We start from the raw sequence: 18,951 nt of genomic DNA on the forward strand, positions 1-18,951 counted from the left end.
TCGAATAGCTTCTTAAAAACAGGTTGAATTTTTTTAGCCATTATAATCAAAATAGCCCGGCTAATTGTCATCAAATGTAATTTAATGCCAAGTATTATTAAAGTTATTTAAACCAGAGATTCAATAAATCAGGATAAAAAGCGGCTTTCATAATGGTATCAGGCAGGGTGGCAGAAAAATAAATCATAATAATTAAAAAAGCGACCGTTCCCTTGACAGTCATGGCGATAGAGAACGCATTTAACTGTGGTGCAAAACGTGAGAGCAATCCTAATATGGCTTCTGTCATGAACAAGGCGGCAATCACCGGACTGGCTAAAATCAACGACTGAAACATCAGTTTTGTCAGTATGGATAACAACGGCGTTAACGCAGGGGAACAATCCCCTAAGGGATCACAAAGACGATAGCTGGCATCATAGCTTTCCAGTAGTAACGTCATGCCGCCGCCTTGCAAAAATATTGCTGCAGCAAAGAGATTAAAAAAGTTCGCCAGCTCTGAAGTATCGACTCCACTGATGGGATCAATACTGCTACTTAAGGTTGCGCCGCGTTGGTTATCAATGATTGAGCCAACGGCATGTAATATCCAAAAAGGCCAGGCAATCAAGATGGCTAGCAGTAAGCCAATAAACACTTCTTTAGCAATGAATCCAAGATATAACAGCGTGTCGAAAGGGGGCGTGCTTCAGGAGCATGTGGCCACAATGCCAATGCTACTAACAGGGTGACTGGCATACGTATAGCGCTACTGAGTACATTGTTGTTGAAAAATGGCAACAGAAAAAACGCCGGCGCGATCCGGGCAGAAGATAAAATCATGGCGCTTAAGTACTCAAACATCTCGAAAACAAGCGAATTTTGCATATTTTGCACAGGTTATGTTTATGGGCGCTTTAATGCCATGCTTAATACTTCACGGGCAAAAGCCAATAGCGTATCACCATACCAATCTGACAGCAGAAATAAGCATAATGAGACACTTAATAATTTGATGCCGAATGGCAACGTTTGTTCCTGTAACTGGGTCACGGCTTGAATCAACCCCACCAATAAGCCCACCATAGTGGCGACGGCAATCGGGATCGCCGTTAGCATCAGCACCAGATACAGTGCTTTATTTCCTGCAAAGACCAGATCGTTCATGTTTGCCTCGGTATTGACTTCGGTATACTGTGCTGTGGCATAGGCTGTAGTGGGTTTATCCCGCTAATTCCATATATTGTAATATGAGTCCTTTAGAAAGCAGCGTCCAGCCATCAAGTACCACAAACAGCACCAGTTTGATGGGTACGGAAAGTGTCACTGGACTCATCATCATCATCCCCAATGCCAGTAAAATACTGGATATCAACAAATCAACCACCACAAAGGGTAAATAAAGATAAAAACCAATTTTGAACGCGCTTTTTATTTCACTCAAAGCATAGGCGGGCAAGAGAGCAAAAATGGATGCGGTTTCTTCCTCTTGTGCGATACCGATTTCATTTTCTCTGCGATCAGCCTGTGCTTTGTCAAAAAAACGTGTCAGCTCGGGATCGGAATATTTTTTTAGATAAGCCCGATAGCCATCGAGACCATTTTCAACAAATTGGCTGACAGATTCAACGTTACTGGGATCAACATTTTCATTTTTTGCATTGAGATAAACATCTTTGACGATCGGCATCATCACAAACATCGATAATAATAACGCCACACCATTTAACGTCATATTTGAAGGTATCTGCTGTAAACCCAACGCATTTCTGACCATCACAAAAACAATCGAAAACTTAATATAGCAGGTACCGGAAGCAATAAGAAACGGCAGCAAGGTAGAAAAAGCCAAAAAAGCAATCAGAGAAATGTCATTTGACATATAACACCTCGTTTATGATGCAGGATGATGTAGTTCTGTTAATACCACACCTAATTTATCTTTGGTTTCATCAAGGTGAACCAATTCTCCACGGGCGATCAGCTTACCGTTTGCTTTGATATCAATGTGCTTTTCTGCTTCTGGTTGACAGGTTATCACTTGTCCTTGATTGTACATTTCTTCCAGTTTTTCAAAGGTTATAGTTTGTTGGTGCAAGACAAAAGTGAGTTTTATCGGAATATTAGCGCAAGACGATAATGATGTTTTTTCGTTATCACTGGGTGCTCCGTATTTTTTTGGGTTCTGTTGTTCCTGAACTACAGCATTATCATCATCGTCATCATCGATTTCTTCATAGCCTGGTTCTTGATACTGTTCTTGATACTGTTCTTGATCATCTTGATTTTTTTCAATCATGATAGAATTTCCTTGTTGTTCAGGTAATTTATTTAGCTGATAACGGCCGATGTTTGTGCCTTGTGTGCTAACACGCTGTGTTTTATTGGTAATGAGTAAGACGTCCCCGACAGCCAGTTTGCGCAAAAGTTTTAGACTTAACTGACTGGTGCCGATTTCAAATGTCAGTGGTAATGGTAATGCGGACAGCTGCCGTTTTTCTGTTGTGGGTGGCGGCGAAAAATCCACATCAGGTAATTTACGTAGCCAAACTTCTCCACTGGGTGTTGCTAAACAGAGCATGGGGCGTTGTGGCAGTTGCTGTGCTTCGATTAACCCGTCAACCTGCAATTTTTGGTAAGATAATTCCTTCATTGTCAATTCTAACGGACGTGGGGTGGCGGCAAAAAGTGCCTGCAATTGTTCGCTACTGTATGCTTGCGGTGATAAAGCGGCCAAATCTGGCGCAACATGATGAAACCAGTCGCGCAGCTTGATCAGACCTTGCCAACTATTGTCTGCGGTAAACGCCAGTAACTCCCCAACATTGCTAGGTGTTGATCGAGTGATCTTCCCGCTCGCTAACCAATGACTTTCAGCTTGATGCTCACGCAGCTGGGCGAGCTGACGTAATGATAGTTTGCTCACCGTGTTTCCTCATCATCCTGCTCTTGATGTGGCTGCTCATGTTTATTTTTTTGCTGCTGATGATCATCAGAGAGTAGACTCCAACGTTCATCATTGGCGTGTTGCCACTGATCACGTAAACCTTGTTCCACCGTTGCATTTGAAGCCTGTAAAACCAGTTGTGAAGTATTTTCTTGTGGCATAATTCTGACGTTATGCTCTTTTCCCCAACTTTGAAAGCGATAAACACTCCCTGAGCTTGCAGTTTGTTTCCCTTCTGACCGCTGATCATCCTGTTCTGGATCCATGACATCAGCGGGCTTATTATGTTGCTGCACAAACTGCTTGAGCGGAGTCGACTGCTGTGGATCCTGATAGAGAGTCTGCTGTGGCAGCTCCATTTTTTGACCATGAGCAAGAGGAAGTGCATGAGTCACTTCTTCTGATTGCCGTTTATCACCAGAAGGTGAGGTTGCTAAGGGATCACTTTGTATCAAGGGTTGCATGCTTCGATTGACGGCGCTTGCTGTTTCCTTTTTTGATAATGGATGAGCTGATGAACTGTTATCCCATGATGCGAGATCGGATGCATCCTTTTTTGCTGCCAGCCTGTCGACCGGCTGCAAAGACTGTGTCGACGCTGATCCGCGTTGCCGATCAAATTGCAGTGGCTGCTGTTTTTTAGGCTGAAGTGTTGCATAATTTTCTGGCTGATGATGCCGGTTGTTTTGCAAGGTCATCTGTTGTTGCAAAGTAAAGGATCCGAACGGTCTCGCACGATGTGGTGTGATCTGAGATTTATCGTTATTGAGCGCTGACTGTATAGGGTTGGTTATCTGGCTATACGTTAAGGGAGCACCTTGTGTTAATAGCGGCGCCGTTTGATTGACAGAAAGTGCGCTTTCTTCTTCCGATAATATTGGGTCAGATGTTGCACCCTCTGATGATATCCTGTCCGATACGTTATTTTTTGCCGCAGTATGATTGAGTAATGCAGCCGTAGAGGACGCCAAATCCCTTCGTGATGCAGTAGGAAACATGTCAGCCGCTGGACGTCTGTGTTGTCTGTCAAATTGATCCGCTCGTGGTTTTTCAGGCTGAAGCTGCCTTGTATTACTGCGCAAGCCTTCTTGCCGTGACAGGCTGTTGAGCGATGTCGCTTGATGTTTATCACGTTTAACCACCTTAACCACCGGTTGTCGCTGACGGGTGAGTAGAGTGGGTGAAAGAAGAGAAGCGATATCAATATGTTCTGCCTGTCGTGGATAATCCGAAGCTAATTCGTTTAATACCTGGTTTTGTGTCGATGGTAGCTCGGCAGGCTCCATTTCCTGACGGATCGCATCGATTAAATTAAACTGTTTATTGACAACAACGGTTGCTTCACTAAAGGGTAGGGGTGTTTTATTGTGACCGACAGCCGGCGGCAGTGACCCGTCGATATCAATATCTTCCGCTTGCAGTGGACCACCGGCAGCGAATTCTTCGGTTAATACTTGGTTTTCTGTCGATAGTCGCTCGGCAGGCTCCATTTCCTGACGGATCGCATCGATTAAATTAAACTGTTTATTGACAACAACGGTTGCTTCACTAAAGGGTAGGGGTGTTTTATTGTGACCGACAGCCGGCGGCAGCGACTCGTCGATATCAATATCTTCCGCTTGCAGTGGACCACCGGCAGCGAATTCTTCGGTTAATACTTGGTTTTCTGTCGATAGTCGCTCGGCAGGCTCCATTTCCTGACGGATCGCATCGATTAAATTAAACTGTTTATTGACAACAACGGTTGCTTCACTAAAGGGTAGGGGTGTTTTATTGTGACCGACAGCCGGCGGCAGCGACTCGTCGATATCAATATCTTCCGCTTGCAGTCGACCACCGGCAGCGAATTCTTCGGTTAATACCTGGCTTTTTGTCGATGGTAGCTCGGCAAGATCCCTTTTCTGATGCATCAAATTAGACTTTGTATTATCAGCAATGGTCGCTTCGCTAAAGGGTAGCGGTGCTTTGTCATGACTTACAACAGGCAATCGCGGCTCATCGAGCTTATCCATGGTCGGTCGTTTCTTCTGATTTGGATCAGCTGACAGAGAAAGCTCTTTTGCGATAAATTCTGTCAGCCATTTTCTGTCTATGTTTTTACCTGACTGATGAAGTTTATCCAATAAGGGCTCAATGACTTTACCCTTATTACCCAGGATCGATTTCGATAACACCGGATCTATACCCGGTTTAGTTGTGTTTATTTGCCGCATGTGATTATGTCTTCCATCTCTGTTTCTTCTTGCCTTAATCGAATCAGACGTTGTGATCGTTTCTGCACCGTCTGCCAATGTAAATATTTGTCTGATTTACGCCGCCAGTATTGGCGTTGTTGCTGTAATTTCTCCTTCTCTTTTTCATATTGTAGTTGCTTTTCTTTTAACTCGACTTCCTGTAAATCCAATAGGCTCAACTGACGACGTAATATTGATAGACGGCGTTGGATGGCATAAAGCTCGCTTCTGTCGGTTATCCCCTGTGGCCGTTGTGAACGCAGTAGCTTTTGCAAAGCCTCTCTTTGTAGGTCAAGAGAGGTATATTCTTTGCGCAATACCCGTTCTTTGCTTTCCACCTGATGGATCAAACTTTCATAGCGTTGCTGATTCATTTCACAACGCCGCAAGAGGGGCCGAATTTTATTTAGCCAGCGCATTCATGGCCTGCAAAGTGGTATCGATAGAAGAATGTTCATGCATCGTCTGTTGTAACCACTGTAATAAGGCATCGCGTTTGTTGATCGCTCGGTCGTTGTCGGCATTTTCTCCCGGGGTATATTCGCCCAAATCGAGCAGCATTTGCAGCTCTTCAATTTTGGCTAACAGACGTCTAAATTCTGCAGCCAACGATAAGTGCTTCTGACTCGATACTTGTCCGGATACCCGGCTAACACTACGGAGTACATCGATCGCCGGGTAATGGTTTTGTACCGCTAATTTTCTACTCAAATAAATATGTCCATCAAGGATCGACCGAATTTCGTCGGCGATGGGATCAGGTTCATCATCACTTTCGAGCAAAATAGTGTAAAAAGCAGTAATACTCCCATTTTTAGTGTTACCGGGGCGTTCAAGTACCGCGGGCAGGGCATCAAAAACTGAAGCAGGGTACCCCCGACGAGCGGGGGCTTCACCTGCCGCTAACGCGACATCACGTAGCGCACGGGCATAACGCGTAATCGAATCAAGAAATAACACCACTTTTTTACCCTGATCGCGAAAATATTCGGCGACAGTGGTGGCTAATAAAGCAGCATTACAGCGGTCTAATGAAGAGAAATCGGAGGTGGCATAGATCACCACGCATTGATGTTGACGGCCCGATTTGGCTAAGGCTTGCGTAAATTCAGTCACTTCGCGCCCACGTTCACCAATTAAACCGATGACAAAAACATCTGCATCCGCTTGTTCAATCAACATATGCATCAACGAGGTTTTACCACAGCCGGCGGCAGCGAAAATCCCCATACGTTGTCCGATACCACAGGTGAGTAAACCATCAATGGCTTTGATGCCGGTAATAAACGGTTGTTGAATACTTTCTCTATCAAGATAAGAAGGAGGCGTGGCATCAATAGGCCGAATCGCATCATTCTCTGCGCCTTCAGCCTGATCAACAAAACGTTCCACCACCTGACCCGAAGGATCCAGTACCGTGCCTAAAAGTGAATCATTCAAGGTGACTAACAGACCTGCTCCGGTTGGCGTTAATACCGCTTCACGTGATAGGCCGCGTGCATTGCCGATTAAGCTAAGCAAGGCCCTATCACGATTGAAACCCAACACTTGCGCCTTGGCAACCCTGTCTTTGTCCAACCAATGCTGTCTGATTTCACAGATCTCACCCACTTTTACATCTGATAAGCGGGCTTCAATAATGGAACCCGCTAATCGCAGAGGGTGAGCTTGGTGGCGCAACAACCGTAATGGCTTCATCCTTGGTAGATCCCAACAAACTTTGCGATATCGTCAAAAAATTGACTTAATACTTTGGCGAACTCTTGACCGTTTTGCAGATAATCTACATGTATATGGGCTTTTAATTCGACAACTTCTTGATCTTCAACATAATTAATTTGCAATTGACGACTCTGTGTAAAAGGGCAGTTTTGTCCTAATTCACATAAACATTTGCCTGCACACTGTTCGAAAACGTGCGGACTGACATGTTCGATACGTGCCCACACCCAAATCTCATCCTCGCCATTGGCGTTGCCATGTTCGTCTTCTCTCTGTATTTTACTCACCAGAATGCTGGGTGAATCTTTAAAATCCAGAGTAATGGTGGAATGGCTATCAAAATCCCCCAATAAACTAGGATCACATTTGTTTTCTAGTAATGCTTCACGGACTAATGCTGCTATGTCGATATTTTCCATCGTTTAGTTTTCCTCTCTGTATTAAATGGTTTTGATCACATTGACCGAGACACTTTCGGAAAGTTCGCCAAAAGACATCACTTCCAAATCACGGAAACGTGTTTCTATAAATTTCTTAATAAAACGTCGTGTGTCTACCGATGACAACACAACAAGATCCTTGTAAGCGATAGATAAGTTTTCCAGATTAAAGGCAAACAAATCCATCAGTTCATCAGAGGCAGCCGGTTCTAAATTCAGAAAGGCACCTGATGAAGTATTACGTATTCCTTGACGTAAACTGTCTTCTACTTCTGCCGATAACACCACCGCACGTAACTCATTATTAACCGCAAATTTGTGGCAAATATAGCGTGACAGCGAGCCGCGAATGTGTTCGACCAAAGCAATCACATCTTTTTCACGTGGTGCCCACAAAGCCAGGGACTCCATAATCAGCTTCATGTTACGCACGGAAATGCGCTCCGAAAGCAGGCGTTGTAACACCTCGGCGATCCGTTGAACCGTGGCATGGCGCATTGCTTCTTTCATCAAATCGGGGTATTTATTTTCCAGTTTATCCAACATGTCTTTGGTTTCTTGCACACCAAAGTATTCATTGACATGGCGCGACAATAAGGCCGCCACACTATGGTAGAGTTCTTCACTGGCAGAACGAAGTTGATAACCGAGATTCGTTAGAGACACTTTGTCCTGTGGTTCGACCCAAATACTGCCATTATCGACCACTGTTTTGATATTTAATTGCATCAGTTCGTCACTGCTGTTGACCACACAGAGCCGGTCAAAGTGGAGCACAAATTCATCGGCACGGATTTCATTAATTAAGATGACTGCACGGTTTTCTGCCAAGGTCTCAGATGCCCGTAACAATAAATCAGGTAGCTTAATACCATAATCAATAAAAAATTGGCTACGTAAATGATCACAAAGTTTTTCTTTTTCTAGTTTTGCCAGTTTATCCGCAGGAACCAGGATGATAAAGGGCACAGTTTCAGAAGACACTTTGTCCAGATCACCGATCAATCCTAAAGAACTGTCAATGGAATGGCTATCGTTAAACAGCTCGTCATCTGGTGTGCTATTTGAACTCGATGAGGATTTATTCTTGTCTTGCTGTTGGCTAGCACGGCGTTTGAAGAAAAACAACCCGCTAAGCAGAGCGGCAAGAATAATAAAGATAAACAGTGGGAAGCCAGGTAAAAAGCCGATAGCCAGTGCCAGTCCCGCTGTCACCATCAAGACAAAAGGATTAGATAACAATTGGCTCATCATAGTACGCCCCATGTTATCACCATCACCATTGACCCGGGTGACGATAAAACCGGCACTGATGGCGATCAATAATGAGGGGATCTGGGCGACTAAACCATCACCAATGGTTAACATCGTGAAGGTCGACAGGGCGCTTGACATACTCATACCCTGTTGACTGACACCCACACTGATACCACCAATAAAATTGATAAAGATAACGATAATACCGGCTATGGCATCACCTTTGATAAATTTCATTGCACCGTCAAAAGAACCATACAACTGGCTTTCTCTTTCTAACACACTACGCCTTTCTTTAGCGGCCTCAGCATCGACAACACCGGCTCGGAGATCGGCATCAATACTCATTTGTTTCCCGGGCATCGCATCCAGAGAAAAACGTGCAGCTACTTCAGCCACCCGTTCTGCCCCTTTGGTGATCACCATAAACTGAACGATAGTGACTATAGCAAAGATAACAAAGCCGACAACCAAATTATCACCGATAACAAACAAACCAAAGGTGGCGATAATGTCACCTGCATCGGCATCATTTAATATCAAACGACTGGTACTGATCGATAAAGCCAACCTGAATAGGGTGGTAATCAGTAATACTGCAGGAAAAGTCGAAAAACTGAGGATGCGATCAATGTAAAAAGATCCCATAAAAACCAGTATCGAAATAACGATATTCAGTCCGATTAAAAAATCCACTAAATAAGTGGGTAGCGGGATGATTAACATGGAGATAATCATCATTACCAAGGCCAGGATCAACAATTCTGGTCTGGTGCGCATATGGTATAAAAAATTATTAATCACTGTGATTTATCCATATATCTTAATTTAATTGTGTCGGGCTAGTAATCAGGTGGCGTAAACCACGCGGTGAAACGCCTAATGTTTCTTTCACTTGGTTAGAAAAATGGGAAAGAGACGAATAACCGTGTTCAAAAGCAATATCAGTGAGATTCTGCTCTTCATCTATTAAGGCCAGTACCGCCTTTCCCATGCGCCAATCACGTAATGTCACTTTGGTGGTATTACCTAGAGCACGACGGGAAAGTCGCCGGAAATGCGAGGCGGATAAACCATAACGTTGACCCAGATCTTGTAATTTACTGCTACCGTTAAATTCATCCAGTAGAAAATAGACTAACCAATACCACTCGGTATTACGTAATAAAGCAATAAACTTTTCCATACCCGCTGTTGGATTCAGTGTTTGTCGCAGTAACCAATACTCGATATCACGTCGAGAGGTTAAAAGTAGATCATCGTCCATTTTTATTGTCGCAAAATAATGTTGCGGTGACGTTTTTTCTACTTTATCGTTCATTGATTTATCAATAAATGCTTGTAGTTTCGCCATTATCTCAATATCCATCGGTTGATAGGGTAAACAACCGCTTACCACTTCTAATGAAGAACGCTTTACTGCCATAAACCCTTTCCAGCCTGGATCAAAGGTCATTTCAGTATTTTCATTTTCCCATTGCATCGTTACCGTACAAGGAGCATCTCCGATTTCTATCGACCAAAGCTCGGGTTCTACTATATATTTCTTATGCCCGTTGTTTAGCAGTTCTTGGTCATATTGCGTCTTCATCTATATACCGCCCTGATGTTTTCAATTTAAAACTGTTATTCATTGGCGGCGATAATGCCCTAAAGCCGGCTAGCAATCCTGATGTAAATATGATGAAGATTGAAATACTCTTTTTGATTTAAATTTGTTTTGATTGCAGAGGAAAATTTATTTCCTCTCATCATATTTACATCAGGATCATTCAACGGTTATTAGGGCATTATCCTCGTCAATTAATCACATGGCTAACACAATTCAATTAAACAAGATGGGTATATGAAAAAATATTATTCTATATATTAACCTCCGTTATTTTTCTAGGTTCATCGAACTTATCATTAGCACAATCTATGGAATTGCAACCTATTACGTTTCAACAAACTAATCCTCAAGGTTATATTGCCAAAAAAGAGGGTGTTAAAGGTATTTTCGATGCACTTTCATCGGTATTAAATAAGCCGATAGTACTCAGTAAACAAGCGGCACGCAAAAATATTAGCGGCAATTTTGATTTAAATAATCCCCAGGGATTGTTAGAAAAACTATCCTCTCAGTTGGGATTAATCTGGTACCACGACGGTCAGTCAATTTATGTTTATGATTCAACTGAAATGCGTAATTCAATGATAAATTTGAATAACACTTCGTTTTCGATCGTTAAAAACTTTTTAATCAAAGCCAATCTTTATGATAAACGTTATCCCTTGCGTGGTGATGAGGTTAGCGACACATTTTATGTTTCCGGGCCACCCGTTTATATCGATTTAGTGGCTAAAACCGCCAAATTTTTAGATAACCAGGTTTCTGGATTTAATGGCAAAGAAAAAGTGGCAGTGATTAAATTGAATAATACCTTTGTTGATGATCGTAGCTATGATTACCGTGGTCAAAAAGTACAAATCCCTGGTATTGCTCGGATTATTAAAGATTTATTGGCAGGCAATCAGCAACGGGTAGAAGTTATCCAGGCGGATAAAATAGAAGATTTTCAGAGCGCGCCGACAATGCCAAATTTTTCAGAGCAAGGAAATAAATCCTTGCCTTATAAAGCACCCATGGGGCTTGCCGATTCTTTAAAGAATACGATTAGTAATACGATAGCGCAGCCATTGAGAAAACGGGCGCCCAGTAATGTATTGCAAGTGGTTGCGAATCCCAGCACCAATAGTCTGTTAGTGAAAGGGCACGGCGAACAGATTACCTTTGTAAAAAATCTGATCGCGCAATTAGATCAACCTAAACGCCACATAGAACTTTCAGTCTGGATCATCGATTTAGAAAAAACGGCATTGGATCAACTGGGTGTTGAATGGCAAGGCGGTGTGACTATTGGTAGCAAGATGGGAGCGAGTTTCAATGGCGGATCTTACAGTACCCTAAATGGTAGTCGCTTTATCGCTTCCATTCTGGCGTTGAGTAAAAAAGAAAAAGCCAACGTTGTCTCACGCCCGATTGTCCTAACACAAGAAAATATTCCTGCCATCTTTGATAACAGCCGCACCTTTTACAGCTCTGTGGTGGGCGATAAAGTGGCATCGTTAGAGCATGTGACTTACGGCACCCTGGTTAGTGTATTACCGCGTTTTTCTGAAGCTAATCAGATAGAAATGATGCTCAACATTGAAGATGGTAATGAGGTGCCACAAACCGGTAATGAAACAAAAACCGCGCTACCCAAAGTAGGGCGAACCAATATCAGTACTGTGGCACGGGTGCCCAAAGGCAAAAGTTTACTGATCGGCGGTTACACCCGTGACTCTAGTTTAACCAAGGAGGCGAAAATCCCCGGGCTTGGCAGTTTACCTTGGGTAGGCGGTTTGTTTCGCTACACCCAGGCCTCTAATGCTAATACTGTACGGGTATTCCTCATCCAACCGCGTGAAATTGATGCCCCGCTCAGCCGTGATGCCAGTGATATGGTGGGTGACATGATGAAAGATCTCTCGGCTGAACCCTTGCAGGACTGGATGCGCAATTATCTGGATAGCCAAAAATGGACATGATAAGTCGAGCACGTCCTTCCATCGCCAAAGTGAATAGTCAGCGCTACCATGCTAAACAGGACGCAAGGAAATTGGCAGAAAAGGAAGTCAACAAAGAAAAAGCAACACGTGCTGCGTCAATGGAAGCAGGAGGTACCGAATTTTTCGATGATGATTCTCCGGCAGCACAGGCACAACGTTTTCATCAGTCTACCGATGAAATGTCGGCAGCACTGACATTATTTCGTAATAGACGTGATCTTGAAAAGAAAACCGGCGGAGCTGTATCAGAAAGTTTTGAACGTGTGCTTGATGAGGATGTGTTACCTAAAGTCAATGCCCTGCTCAAAGCGGTTTCTTCCTTATCAGGGGTGAATATTGAAAATTTATTGCGCCATGCGCACCTCTTTTTTGCTGATGATAGTGATTTAGCACTGGTATTACGTGAGTTATTACGTCGTCGTAATTTAGAAGAAGTGATAAGAAAACGGCTTCTCGCCTTGCTGAAGCATGTTGAGGCCACGGCGGACCCACGTCGTTTGAAAGCCGGTATCAATTCAGCGTTAAAAGCGCGGCTTTTTGGCAAAGCATTAGCACTGAATCCGGCGTTAATTCGTGAAAGTTATCGTAATTTTTTAGAGAGCGATGCCAGAGAAATTGATATTTATCAGGATTGGATTGTGAGTTACGGCTATCAACGGCGTGCGGCTATTGTCGATTTTATGGAAAGTACGTTGCTAACGGATATCGAATCACAGGATCCGAGTTGTTCGCGCCATGAATTCGGTAATTTATTAGGCAAACTTGGGCAGCTTAAATTATTACGTTCCAGTGATGAGTTGTTTATTAAAAAAGTACTACAGACCCCCTTGGTATGTACGTTTAATGAAAGTGAAAAAGCATGGTTACTGTTTATGCTTTGTGTTTTGCAACAGCCTCATAACCTCGATGATTTTTTACGTGAAGTGGTTGGAGAACGTATTTTCTTCAGTCGACATGCCCAGCGCTCTGTATTATTACAAGTGATTTATCGTGCTTGTCGATCTTTACCATTAGAAATTTTTGTTGAACCAGAAGATAGCCAATTATTGGATGACAGATTTAAAGAACTTGCTGAAATTGCTTATAAACACGAGCAAATTGAACGCAGGAGAAAAAAGGCAGTAAAGAAACCGAAATAATTATCGCGTTATTTCTTGATAAAGTGATTTATAAGCGAAATTGAAAACGGTTTAAAAGTAATAGTAATAAGAGAGTAGAACATAACCTAATATTTTGGATGAGCGATATTTGAATGATGCGCGCTCACTATGATGTTTTAATTCGTTCACCCCATCTTTTTGGTGGTGACATTCTAATAGGAGTTTTTATGCAAGAGCAAAATAATATCACCGAAGAACAAATCACCGAAATGGTTTTGGATGCCGTCAATGATTCTGCGACCCTCAAAGATATTCATGGGATCCCTGAAGAAATGATGGAAGGGCTGTATGCACATGCCTATGATTTTTATCATCAAGGTCGACTCGATGATGCAGAAACGTTTTTTCGTTTTCTTTGTATGTACGATTTTTACAATCCTGACTATTTCACCGGTTTGGCAGCAGTATATCAACTTAAAAAACAATTTCAGAAGGCTGCCGATTTATATGCTGTGGCCTTCGCATTGAGTAAAAACGATTACAAAACCGTTTTTTTCAACGGACAATGTCAATTATTGATGGGGAAAATCCTCAATGCTAAAAAATGTTTTGAATTGGTGTGCCAACAGAGTAATGACAATAACTTATGTCTGAAAGCAAAAGCTTATCTTGACACCCTGAAACCAATAAAGTCTGAAGAGACAGCAGAAGAGGAATAATAATAATGACTGATATGAATAAAAAAGATTGGTCAAAAATGGGGACAGCCCAGGCCAATTTAAATCGAATATTTAGCGGTGATAACCGTGGAGATCATCTTCTCGCCCATGTTATTGCTGATAAAGCGCATATCAGTGAAAAAAATATTGCGAAGATTCATGTTTCAGCACAAAAAGCATTTGACGACGTTCTTGCTGTGAGTCTCGCGACAGGGGAAACCATGCTATCAGAAGATGATATTCAAGGCATACCCGAACTGGCGTTACCTAAAACAACAGTGCAACAGTCAATCAGCAATAAAGCGGCACAGCACCGATCTGAAGCCCTATTAAAAACCGAAGTGGCAAAGGGTGAACATCTCAATGGTACGGCTAAATTGGTGTTACTGATGGGGCAACTGACGGCCTTGCTGGGAGATATGTCGCTAGAAAAACTTAAAAACCGTTTGTCCCTTTTCACTGATATGCGCAATGCATTGAAAGCACAGGGTGAAAAGATGTCAGCTGAGCTGACAGATGCACAGCAAGTATTGCAGATTGCCACCGACGAAGTTGAAAAACAGGATGCACTGTTAGAAAACGCAGTAAATAGTTTGCAAGAGAAAAAAGACATCTCAACGGGAAAAAATGCACGTTTGGAGCAGGCAAAAAAAGCATTAAAAGCCTTGACTGAGACGCCCGCAGCTGCGAAACAGGATGCGGATAAACATGCGCTGCAGCGTCGACAAGCCGAGGCTGAACTCAATAATGCAAAGAATGAAAAAATAGAAGCTGATCAGGCAGTTAGCAACGCGAACGAAAAAATCAGATTGCTAGAAGACAAATTATCTGCTGCTAGCAGTGTGGCGAAAGAAAAATTGACCATCAGTGATAACTTGCTGACTGAAATTAAAAATCTCCCGGGTATTAGCCCTCAGCTATTACAAGCATCCTCAAAGGAGATAGTCAATAACACGGCGCGTTTAAGTTTACTGATGGCGACTTTTAGCAGCCTGTTGAGTGACAATGCAATCCAGAAGTTAAAAAGCGATAAAGAGTTGTTTCAGGCAATACAGGAACATCGTCAGTTAGAGCTGGAAAAGCAAGCGGAAGAACAGGCCGCAGAACTGCGTAAAGCGGAAGAGTTGCAAAAAACCATGGGCTGTATCGGTCAAATTCTTGGCTACTTAATCCTGGCGGTTTCGGTCGTCGCTGCCGTATTTACGGGCGGCGCGAGTTTAGCGTTTGCTGCGGTGGGTTTGGCTCTGCTGGCAACAGATAAAATTATGGAAGCGGCCGGCGTGGAATCATTGTCAGCGCGGATAATGGATCCGGTCATGAAAAAGATCGTCGAGCCGATGATAAAATTTTTTACTGACCTGTTTATCAAGATATTAAAAGAGACGGGGCTTGATAAAGTCATTGGTCAAGAGGCTACCGACATTCTTGCGGCTACATTAGCAGCAGTGGCCGCCGTGGTTGTTATGGTTGCTGCTGTGGTGTTACTGAAAGCGGGCGGCAGTGCTGCGATAAAAGCCATGAGCGGGCCGTTGGCAAGAAAACTGGCGGGTAAACTTGCTAGTACAGCTGTTGGCAAGGCCGTGTCCAATGTGGGCAGTAAAATAGCAAAGAGTGCTGTCGGTAAGTCAGTATCCCAGGGCGGACGGCAAGCGGCAAACATGGCGCGCAATATTTCAAAGTCTATCACCAAGGGCACGCAGAAAACGCTCGACAAGTTGAACATTAAATCCGATCCCGCCTTGATCGGTAACAAACTGAAGTATGCCAATCTTGCGCTGACAGGAACCAATGTTGCTACGCAATCGGGGTTAAATATTGCCGCTAATGTATCGGTTAAAAATGCACTCAATGCGAAGGCCGATATGATATTGACAGAAAAAGAGTTGGAAATGATCCGCGAGTTTTTGTCACTGCTCGTTGAGGCTTTTGAGAGATCGTTGAAGACGACACAGGACATTATGACGACTATGTCTAGCTTTGAAGAAGACAGACACAATACCGCTCGAGCGATAACACGTAATCTGAGTGGTCGTCGTCGCGCTTAATTTTAAAATCAAAATAAAGAAGGAAAATAGACTATGCTAGATTTGAAAGTATCAACTAGAGCTTCAGTTAGATTAACGGATACCTCTCATGTAAGTGGAACCATTACTCATCAACAAAATCAGGATGGAATTAAAACGGTAGCACCAGGCATATCAAGTCAGATCATCAATCACGCGACAAAATCTTCTTCGGGTGAAAGAACCTTTGATCCTGTTTTAGCGCCACCGACAGAAAACCCTGGTGCAGAAGCAGAAGAAATACTGGAACTGTTTCAGAAACTGGCTAACAGTACTAAAAAAAGTATTGACGAGGCTAGCATGGCAAAAGAAGCACTGCCAAGCAGTGCGGGTACTTTACCTCGTGATGCTATTGCTCTCATCTTTGATGAGAAAACCCTGGGTGAAATCTATAAGATCGCTGAGCCTATTATGGACAAGTGGGATAAGGGTGAAGAAATTGAAAAACATGAGATGCGTGTGGTTAGAGATAACATTGCTGAGCGGGTTGATAAATCTACCCAGGAGAGTTTAAAGAAAGCAAAAGAAGAATACCATTTTGATATTACTAACTTTTCGTCTCAAAGTGGCATTAATGAGATGATGGCGTTGATTGCTGAGATGATGCTCAAAATGCGAAATAGTAGGCAGGAAACTCTCACAAAACAGATGCAGATGGGCCTGGATGCGACAAAAAGTCAAGCGGAAACCGAACGTACAAAAGGTAGAATTGCGCTGACGGTAGCGATAACCTCAGCCGCTGTTGGAGCACTGGTTACCGGGGTTGGGTTGTATAAACAGCATCAAGGGATAACGAAGTCAAACCGTGCGCTTAAACATAACGATCCTGCTGCGAAAGGACATCGGGACCTAGCACAGCAGGATCAATCTAAGCTTGATAATAATACGGGCTTGACTGCGAAGGATAAAAAGGACCTCAGCTCGCAGATTAAGGCGAATAATGACCAGGCCCAGTCCCATCAAGACGCTGGGGATAAACTGAAGAGTGATGGCAGGCGTCTGGAGATGGTCGGTCAAGCACTGGTTCAAAGTAATAGTCTTCTGACCGGTATGATTGGCGGTATTGGTGAAAGTCTAAAACATGCGGAATCAGCAAAGGCGATCCTGTTTCAGTATGCAGCCGGTGTTTTTGCTGAGGCAGCCAAGCACAGTCAGGAAAAATTGAGGGAGCAGCAAGAGCTTCTTAATAAAATAATCGAAACGTTATTTAATACTATGGCAAATAAGAACAGTACTGACGGTACAATCATTGGAAACATGAGAGCATAAGCTGTTAATTTTTTTATTATCATCCCCGCTTAATCAACGGGGATTTCAAATGATAAAGACGGTATGCGTTTATTTTCGGATTGTTCTTTAAATAACTTTAATAATCACTGTCATGAAATTACATTTTCTGACGGTTAATCAAAATAATCTCATTATAATAGCATCACGCAATTTTAATGCTTAAATTAAGCAACAGATAAAAGGATACTCTACTATGGGTGAGGTTCTTAATACATCAAATAATGTTACATTTCTTTCTGTAGGGCTTCATCATGCAAAAGGAAGAGGGGGCATTGAACCGGATACCAGGCCGGCTGGTGATTTTGTCCAATTGGGAAAAGAAAGCGTTAATAGCCTGACGACAGGTAATGAACGAGTAGAAGAGTTAAAACAATTCACCAGAGAATTAAGGATTGACAACAAAAAAATTCAGGAAGAATGTGGTTTTTTATGTTCTATCTTTGAATCAAAAAAAGCACAAAGTGAAAATAATATAGAAATATATCAGAACATTGAAAAGTTAACCCGGTTAAATGAAGAAAGAGATCACTTGTTACAGGGTAACAGCAGTTCAGAAAATGATATAGAAAAAAATAGCGAAGAAATAAAAGAGACCAGCAAAAAACTAGAAGATTTAACACAGAAAAAAAATCGCGAGTTACCACGTCTCGCCGGTTTAGAAAAATCTTTATCCCGTAGCTTTACTAAAATAGAATTAGCCACACATTCAATGTCAAGCAATGCCGCGGCACATCAGACTATTTTAAAACAGGTAACGCCTTGGCTATCTAAAATAGATCCCGAAAAATTAGAAAAACAGATAAAGGGAGAGATGGCGGAGGTACCCAGATTACAGAAAGATCCTGAAATGCAGGCTGTATCTGATACATTATTGGATAATCATATGTTTTCTCCTCCTATACAGCAAAATGGAACAACGGAAGAAAAGATGTTATCCAGTTCTGAAATTGCTGACAAACTTGTCGAAGGGATCAACAATGTAAAAAATCATTATTTAGATATTTATCAAGCTGCAGCGCAAAAATATGCTGATTTTTACAAAGATTTCAGTGCTCTGGTTACCAAAATGAGCAAGTTAACCACAAGTAATGGCGATAAAATTAAAATAGATGTTGCTAATCTAAAAATTGAATTAGATGCTTTGAAACGTGACCACTATGCTCCTTTTTCAGCGAATTCAGAGGGTGGAAAATTGTATAGCGTTGGTTATATCGAAAGCGATGGAGATAGTATAGCGGAAGCTAAAGCTAAAGCAGAAAAGTGGGCAGAAAATTTCGGACTCTCAAGCTCAAACGTTCATCTTGATAGAAATAGCAAGAAGTTCGTTGTTTATATTGATTTTGATCCTGTGGAAAAGATAATAGCCAGCTTACCAGAACCAAATAAGGATATGACCGCCACTGAACATCAAAAATTTCAGGTCGGATTTGATATACAAAAAGATGCGATAGAAAACAGGGTAAATACTTTATTCAAAAAATTAAGTCAAGCTAACGCCGTGTATGATAATGTGGTAAGGATATTGAGTCAAACTATACAAACTTTATTAGAAACCGATAAGGCGTTCTTATAATAATTAAAAATTATTTTATTAATCAGGGTGAAA

Annotated in this window: 17 protein-coding genes; 6 read left to right on the top strand and 11 right to left on the bottom strand. The window is 42.4% G+C overall.

All coding sequences use genetic code 11. The features are described 5' to 3' along the window. Positions 1 to 103 precede the first annotated feature (103 nt). Genes sctT through CCS41_RS07335 form a run of 11 tightly spaced genes read right to left on the bottom strand, consistent with a single transcriptional unit; the run spans position 104 to position 10,170 of the window. Positions 104 to 637, bottom strand: coding sequence for a type III secretion system export apparatus subunit SctT (sctT, locus tag CCS41_RS07290; protein ID WP_240313732.1), 534 nt, complete (start codon positions 635 to 637; stop codon positions 104 to 106). Beyond that, positions 616 to 843 (bottom strand): flagellar biosynthetic protein FliR, encoded by a 228-nt coding sequence (locus CCS41_RS16605; RefSeq protein ID WP_240313733.1) that lies wholly within the window; start codon positions 841 to 843, stop codon positions 616 to 618. The genes sctT and CCS41_RS16605 overlap by 22 nt, the downstream gene beginning before the upstream one ends. Positions 844 to 885: 42 nt before the next feature. Further along, positions 886 to 1,146, bottom strand: coding sequence for an EscS/YscS/HrcS family type III secretion system export apparatus protein (locus CCS41_RS07295; protein ID WP_072549601.1), 261 nt, complete (start codon positions 1,144 to 1,146; stop codon positions 886 to 888). Positions 1,147 to 1,201: 55 nt separating this feature from the next. Continuing rightward, a complete protein-coding gene (locus CCS41_RS07300) occupies positions 1,202 to 1,861 on the bottom strand; it encodes an EscR/YscR/HrcR family type III secretion system export apparatus protein (protein WP_072549600.1) in 660 nt (219 codons plus the stop codon). Positions 1,862 to 1,873: 12 nt separating this feature from the next. Continuing rightward, a complete protein-coding gene (sctQ, locus tag CCS41_RS07305; RefSeq protein WP_072549599.1) occupies positions 1,874 to 2,905 on the bottom strand; it encodes a type III secretion system cytoplasmic ring protein SctQ in 1,032 nt (343 codons plus the stop codon). Further along, positions 2,902 to 5,139, bottom strand: a complete 2,238-nt coding sequence (locus CCS41_RS07310; protein ID WP_119797449.1) for a SpaN/EivJ family type III secretion system needle length determinant — start codon at positions 5,137 to 5,139, stop codon at positions 2,902 to 2,904. Before CCS41_RS07310 ends, sctQ begins: the two co-directional genes overlap by 4 nt. Next, positions 5,127 to 5,534 (bottom strand): type III needle complex assembly protein, encoded by a 408-nt coding sequence (locus CCS41_RS07315; RefSeq protein WP_240313734.1) that lies wholly within the window; start codon positions 5,532 to 5,534, stop codon positions 5,127 to 5,129. The genes CCS41_RS07310 and CCS41_RS07315 overlap by 13 nt, the downstream gene beginning before the upstream one ends. Before the next feature lie 28 nt (positions 5,535 to 5,562). Then, positions 5,563 to 6,858 (bottom strand): type III secretion system ATPase SctN, encoded by a 1,296-nt coding sequence (gene sctN, locus CCS41_RS07320; RefSeq protein ID WP_072549596.1) that lies wholly within the window; start codon positions 6,856 to 6,858, stop codon positions 5,563 to 5,565. Continuing rightward, positions 6,855 to 7,301 carry an InvB/SpaK family type III secretion system chaperone gene (locus CCS41_RS07325; protein ID WP_072549595.1) on the bottom strand — a complete coding sequence of 149 codons (447 nt, stop codon included), beginning with the start codon at positions 7,299 to 7,301 and terminating at the stop codon, positions 6,855 to 6,857. Before CCS41_RS07325 ends, sctN begins: the two co-directional genes overlap by 4 nt. 21 nt (positions 7,302 to 7,322) lie before the next feature. Continuing rightward, positions 7,323 to 9,359 (bottom strand): EscV/YscV/HrcV family type III secretion system export apparatus protein, encoded by a 2,037-nt coding sequence (locus tag CCS41_RS07330; protein WP_240313735.1) that lies wholly within the window; start codon positions 9,357 to 9,359, stop codon positions 7,323 to 7,325. Between the two features lie 43 nt (positions 9,360 to 9,402). Further along, complete coding sequence (locus tag CCS41_RS07335; protein WP_072549593.1) at positions 9,403 to 10,170, bottom strand: helix-turn-helix domain-containing protein; 768 nt, start codon at positions 10,168 to 10,170, stop codon at positions 9,403 to 9,405. Between the two features lie 329 nt (positions 10,171 to 10,499). On the opposite strand from CCS41_RS07335, the gene sctC reads away from it, so the two are divergent. The 6 genes from sctC (at position 10,500) to CCS41_RS07365 (ending at position 18,918) form a co-directional block, all read left to right on the top strand. Further along, the gene (sctC, locus tag CCS41_RS07340; protein ID WP_083429560.1) at positions 10,500 to 12,152 is read left to right on the top strand and encodes a type III secretion system outer membrane ring subunit SctC; all 1,653 of its coding nucleotides are present in this window, start codon (positions 10,500 to 10,502) and stop codon (positions 12,150 to 12,152) included. Beyond that, positions 12,143 to 13,312, top strand: coding sequence for a type III secretion system gatekeeper subunit SctW (gene sctW / locus CCS41_RS07345; protein WP_072549591.1), 1,170 nt, complete (start codon positions 12,143 to 12,145; stop codon positions 13,310 to 13,312). The genes sctC and sctW overlap by 10 nt, the downstream gene beginning before the upstream one ends. Before the next feature lie 188 nt (positions 13,313 to 13,500). Beyond that, complete coding sequence (sicA, locus tag CCS41_RS07350) at positions 13,501 to 13,992, top strand: type III secretion system translocator chaperone SicA (RefSeq protein ID WP_072549590.1); 492 nt, start codon at positions 13,501 to 13,503, stop codon at positions 13,990 to 13,992. 5 nt (positions 13,993 to 13,997) lie between these two features. Then, positions 13,998 to 16,037, top strand: a complete 2,040-nt coding sequence (sctE, locus tag CCS41_RS07355) for a type III secretion system translocon subunit SseC family protein (RefSeq protein ID WP_072549589.1) — start codon at positions 13,998 to 14,000, stop codon at positions 16,035 to 16,037. Positions 16,038 to 16,070: 33 nt separating this feature from the next. Then, a complete protein-coding gene (locus CCS41_RS07360) occupies positions 16,071 to 17,324 on the top strand; it encodes an IpaC/SipC family type III secretion system effector (protein WP_072549588.1) in 1,254 nt (417 codons plus the stop codon). Positions 17,325 to 17,538: 214 nt separating this feature from the next. Continuing rightward, on the top strand, positions 17,539 to 18,918 hold the full coding sequence (locus tag CCS41_RS07365) for an IpaD/SipD/SspD family type III secretion system needle tip protein (protein WP_072549587.1): 1,380 nt from the start codon (positions 17,539 to 17,541) through the stop codon (positions 18,916 to 18,918). Positions 18,919 to 18,951: the final 33 nt, after the last annotated feature.

The organism is Candidatus Fukatsuia symbiotica, from assembly GCF_003122425.1.
Taxonomy (GTDB): domain Bacteria; phylum Pseudomonadota; class Gammaproteobacteria; order Enterobacterales; family Enterobacteriaceae; genus Fukatsuia; species Fukatsuia symbiotica.

Coding starts and splice junctions, on each gene's coding strand:
- CCS41_RS07360 (WP_072549588.1), top strand. CDS start 16,071: ATGCTAGATTTGAAAGTATCAACTAGAGCTTCAGTTAGATTAACGGAT.
- CCS41_RS07365 (WP_072549587.1), top strand. CDS start 17,539: ATGGGTGAGGTTCTTAATACATCAAATAATGTTACATTTCTTTCTGTA.
- sctE (WP_072549589.1), top strand. CDS start 13,998: ATGACTGATATGAATAAAAAAGATTGGTCAAAAATGGGGACAGCCCAG.
- sctC (WP_083429560.1), top strand. CDS start 10,500: ATGGAATTGCAACCTATTACGTTTCAACAAACTAATCCTCAAGGTTAT.
- CCS41_RS07300 (WP_072549600.1), bottom strand. CDS start 1,861: ATGTCAAATGACATTTCTCTGATTGCTTTTTTGGCTTTTTCTACCTTG.
- CCS41_RS07335 (WP_072549593.1), bottom strand. CDS start 10,170: ATGAAGACGCAATATGACCAAGAACTGCTAAACAACGGGCATAAGAAA.
- CCS41_RS07325 (WP_072549595.1), bottom strand. CDS start 7,301: ATGGAAAATATCGACATAGCAGCATTAGTCCGTGAAGCATTACTAGAA.
- sicA (WP_072549590.1), top strand. CDS start 13,501: ATGCAAGAGCAAAATAATATCACCGAAGAACAAATCACCGAAATGGTT.
- CCS41_RS16605 (WP_240313733.1), bottom strand. CDS start 843: ATGTTTGAGTACTTAAGCGCCATGATTTTATCTTCTGCCCGGATCGCG.
- sctW (WP_072549591.1), top strand. CDS start 12,143: ATGGACATGATAAGTCGAGCACGTCCTTCCATCGCCAAAGTGAATAGT.
- CCS41_RS07330 (WP_240313735.1), bottom strand. CDS start 9,359: ATGCGCACCAGACCAGAATTGTTGATCCTGGCCTTGGTAATGATGATT.
- CCS41_RS07315 (WP_240313734.1), bottom strand. CDS start 5,534: ATGAATCAGCAACGCTATGAAAGTTTGATCCATCAGGTGGAAAGCAAA.
- CCS41_RS07310 (WP_119797449.1), bottom strand. CDS start 5,139: ATGCGGCAAATAAACACAACTAAACCGGGTATAGATCCGGTGTTATCG.
- CCS41_RS07295 (WP_072549601.1), bottom strand. CDS start 1,146: ATGAACGATCTGGTCTTTGCAGGAAATAAAGCACTGTATCTGGTGCTG.
- sctN (WP_072549596.1), bottom strand. CDS start 6,858: ATGAAGCCATTACGGTTGTTGCGCCACCAAGCTCACCCTCTGCGATTA.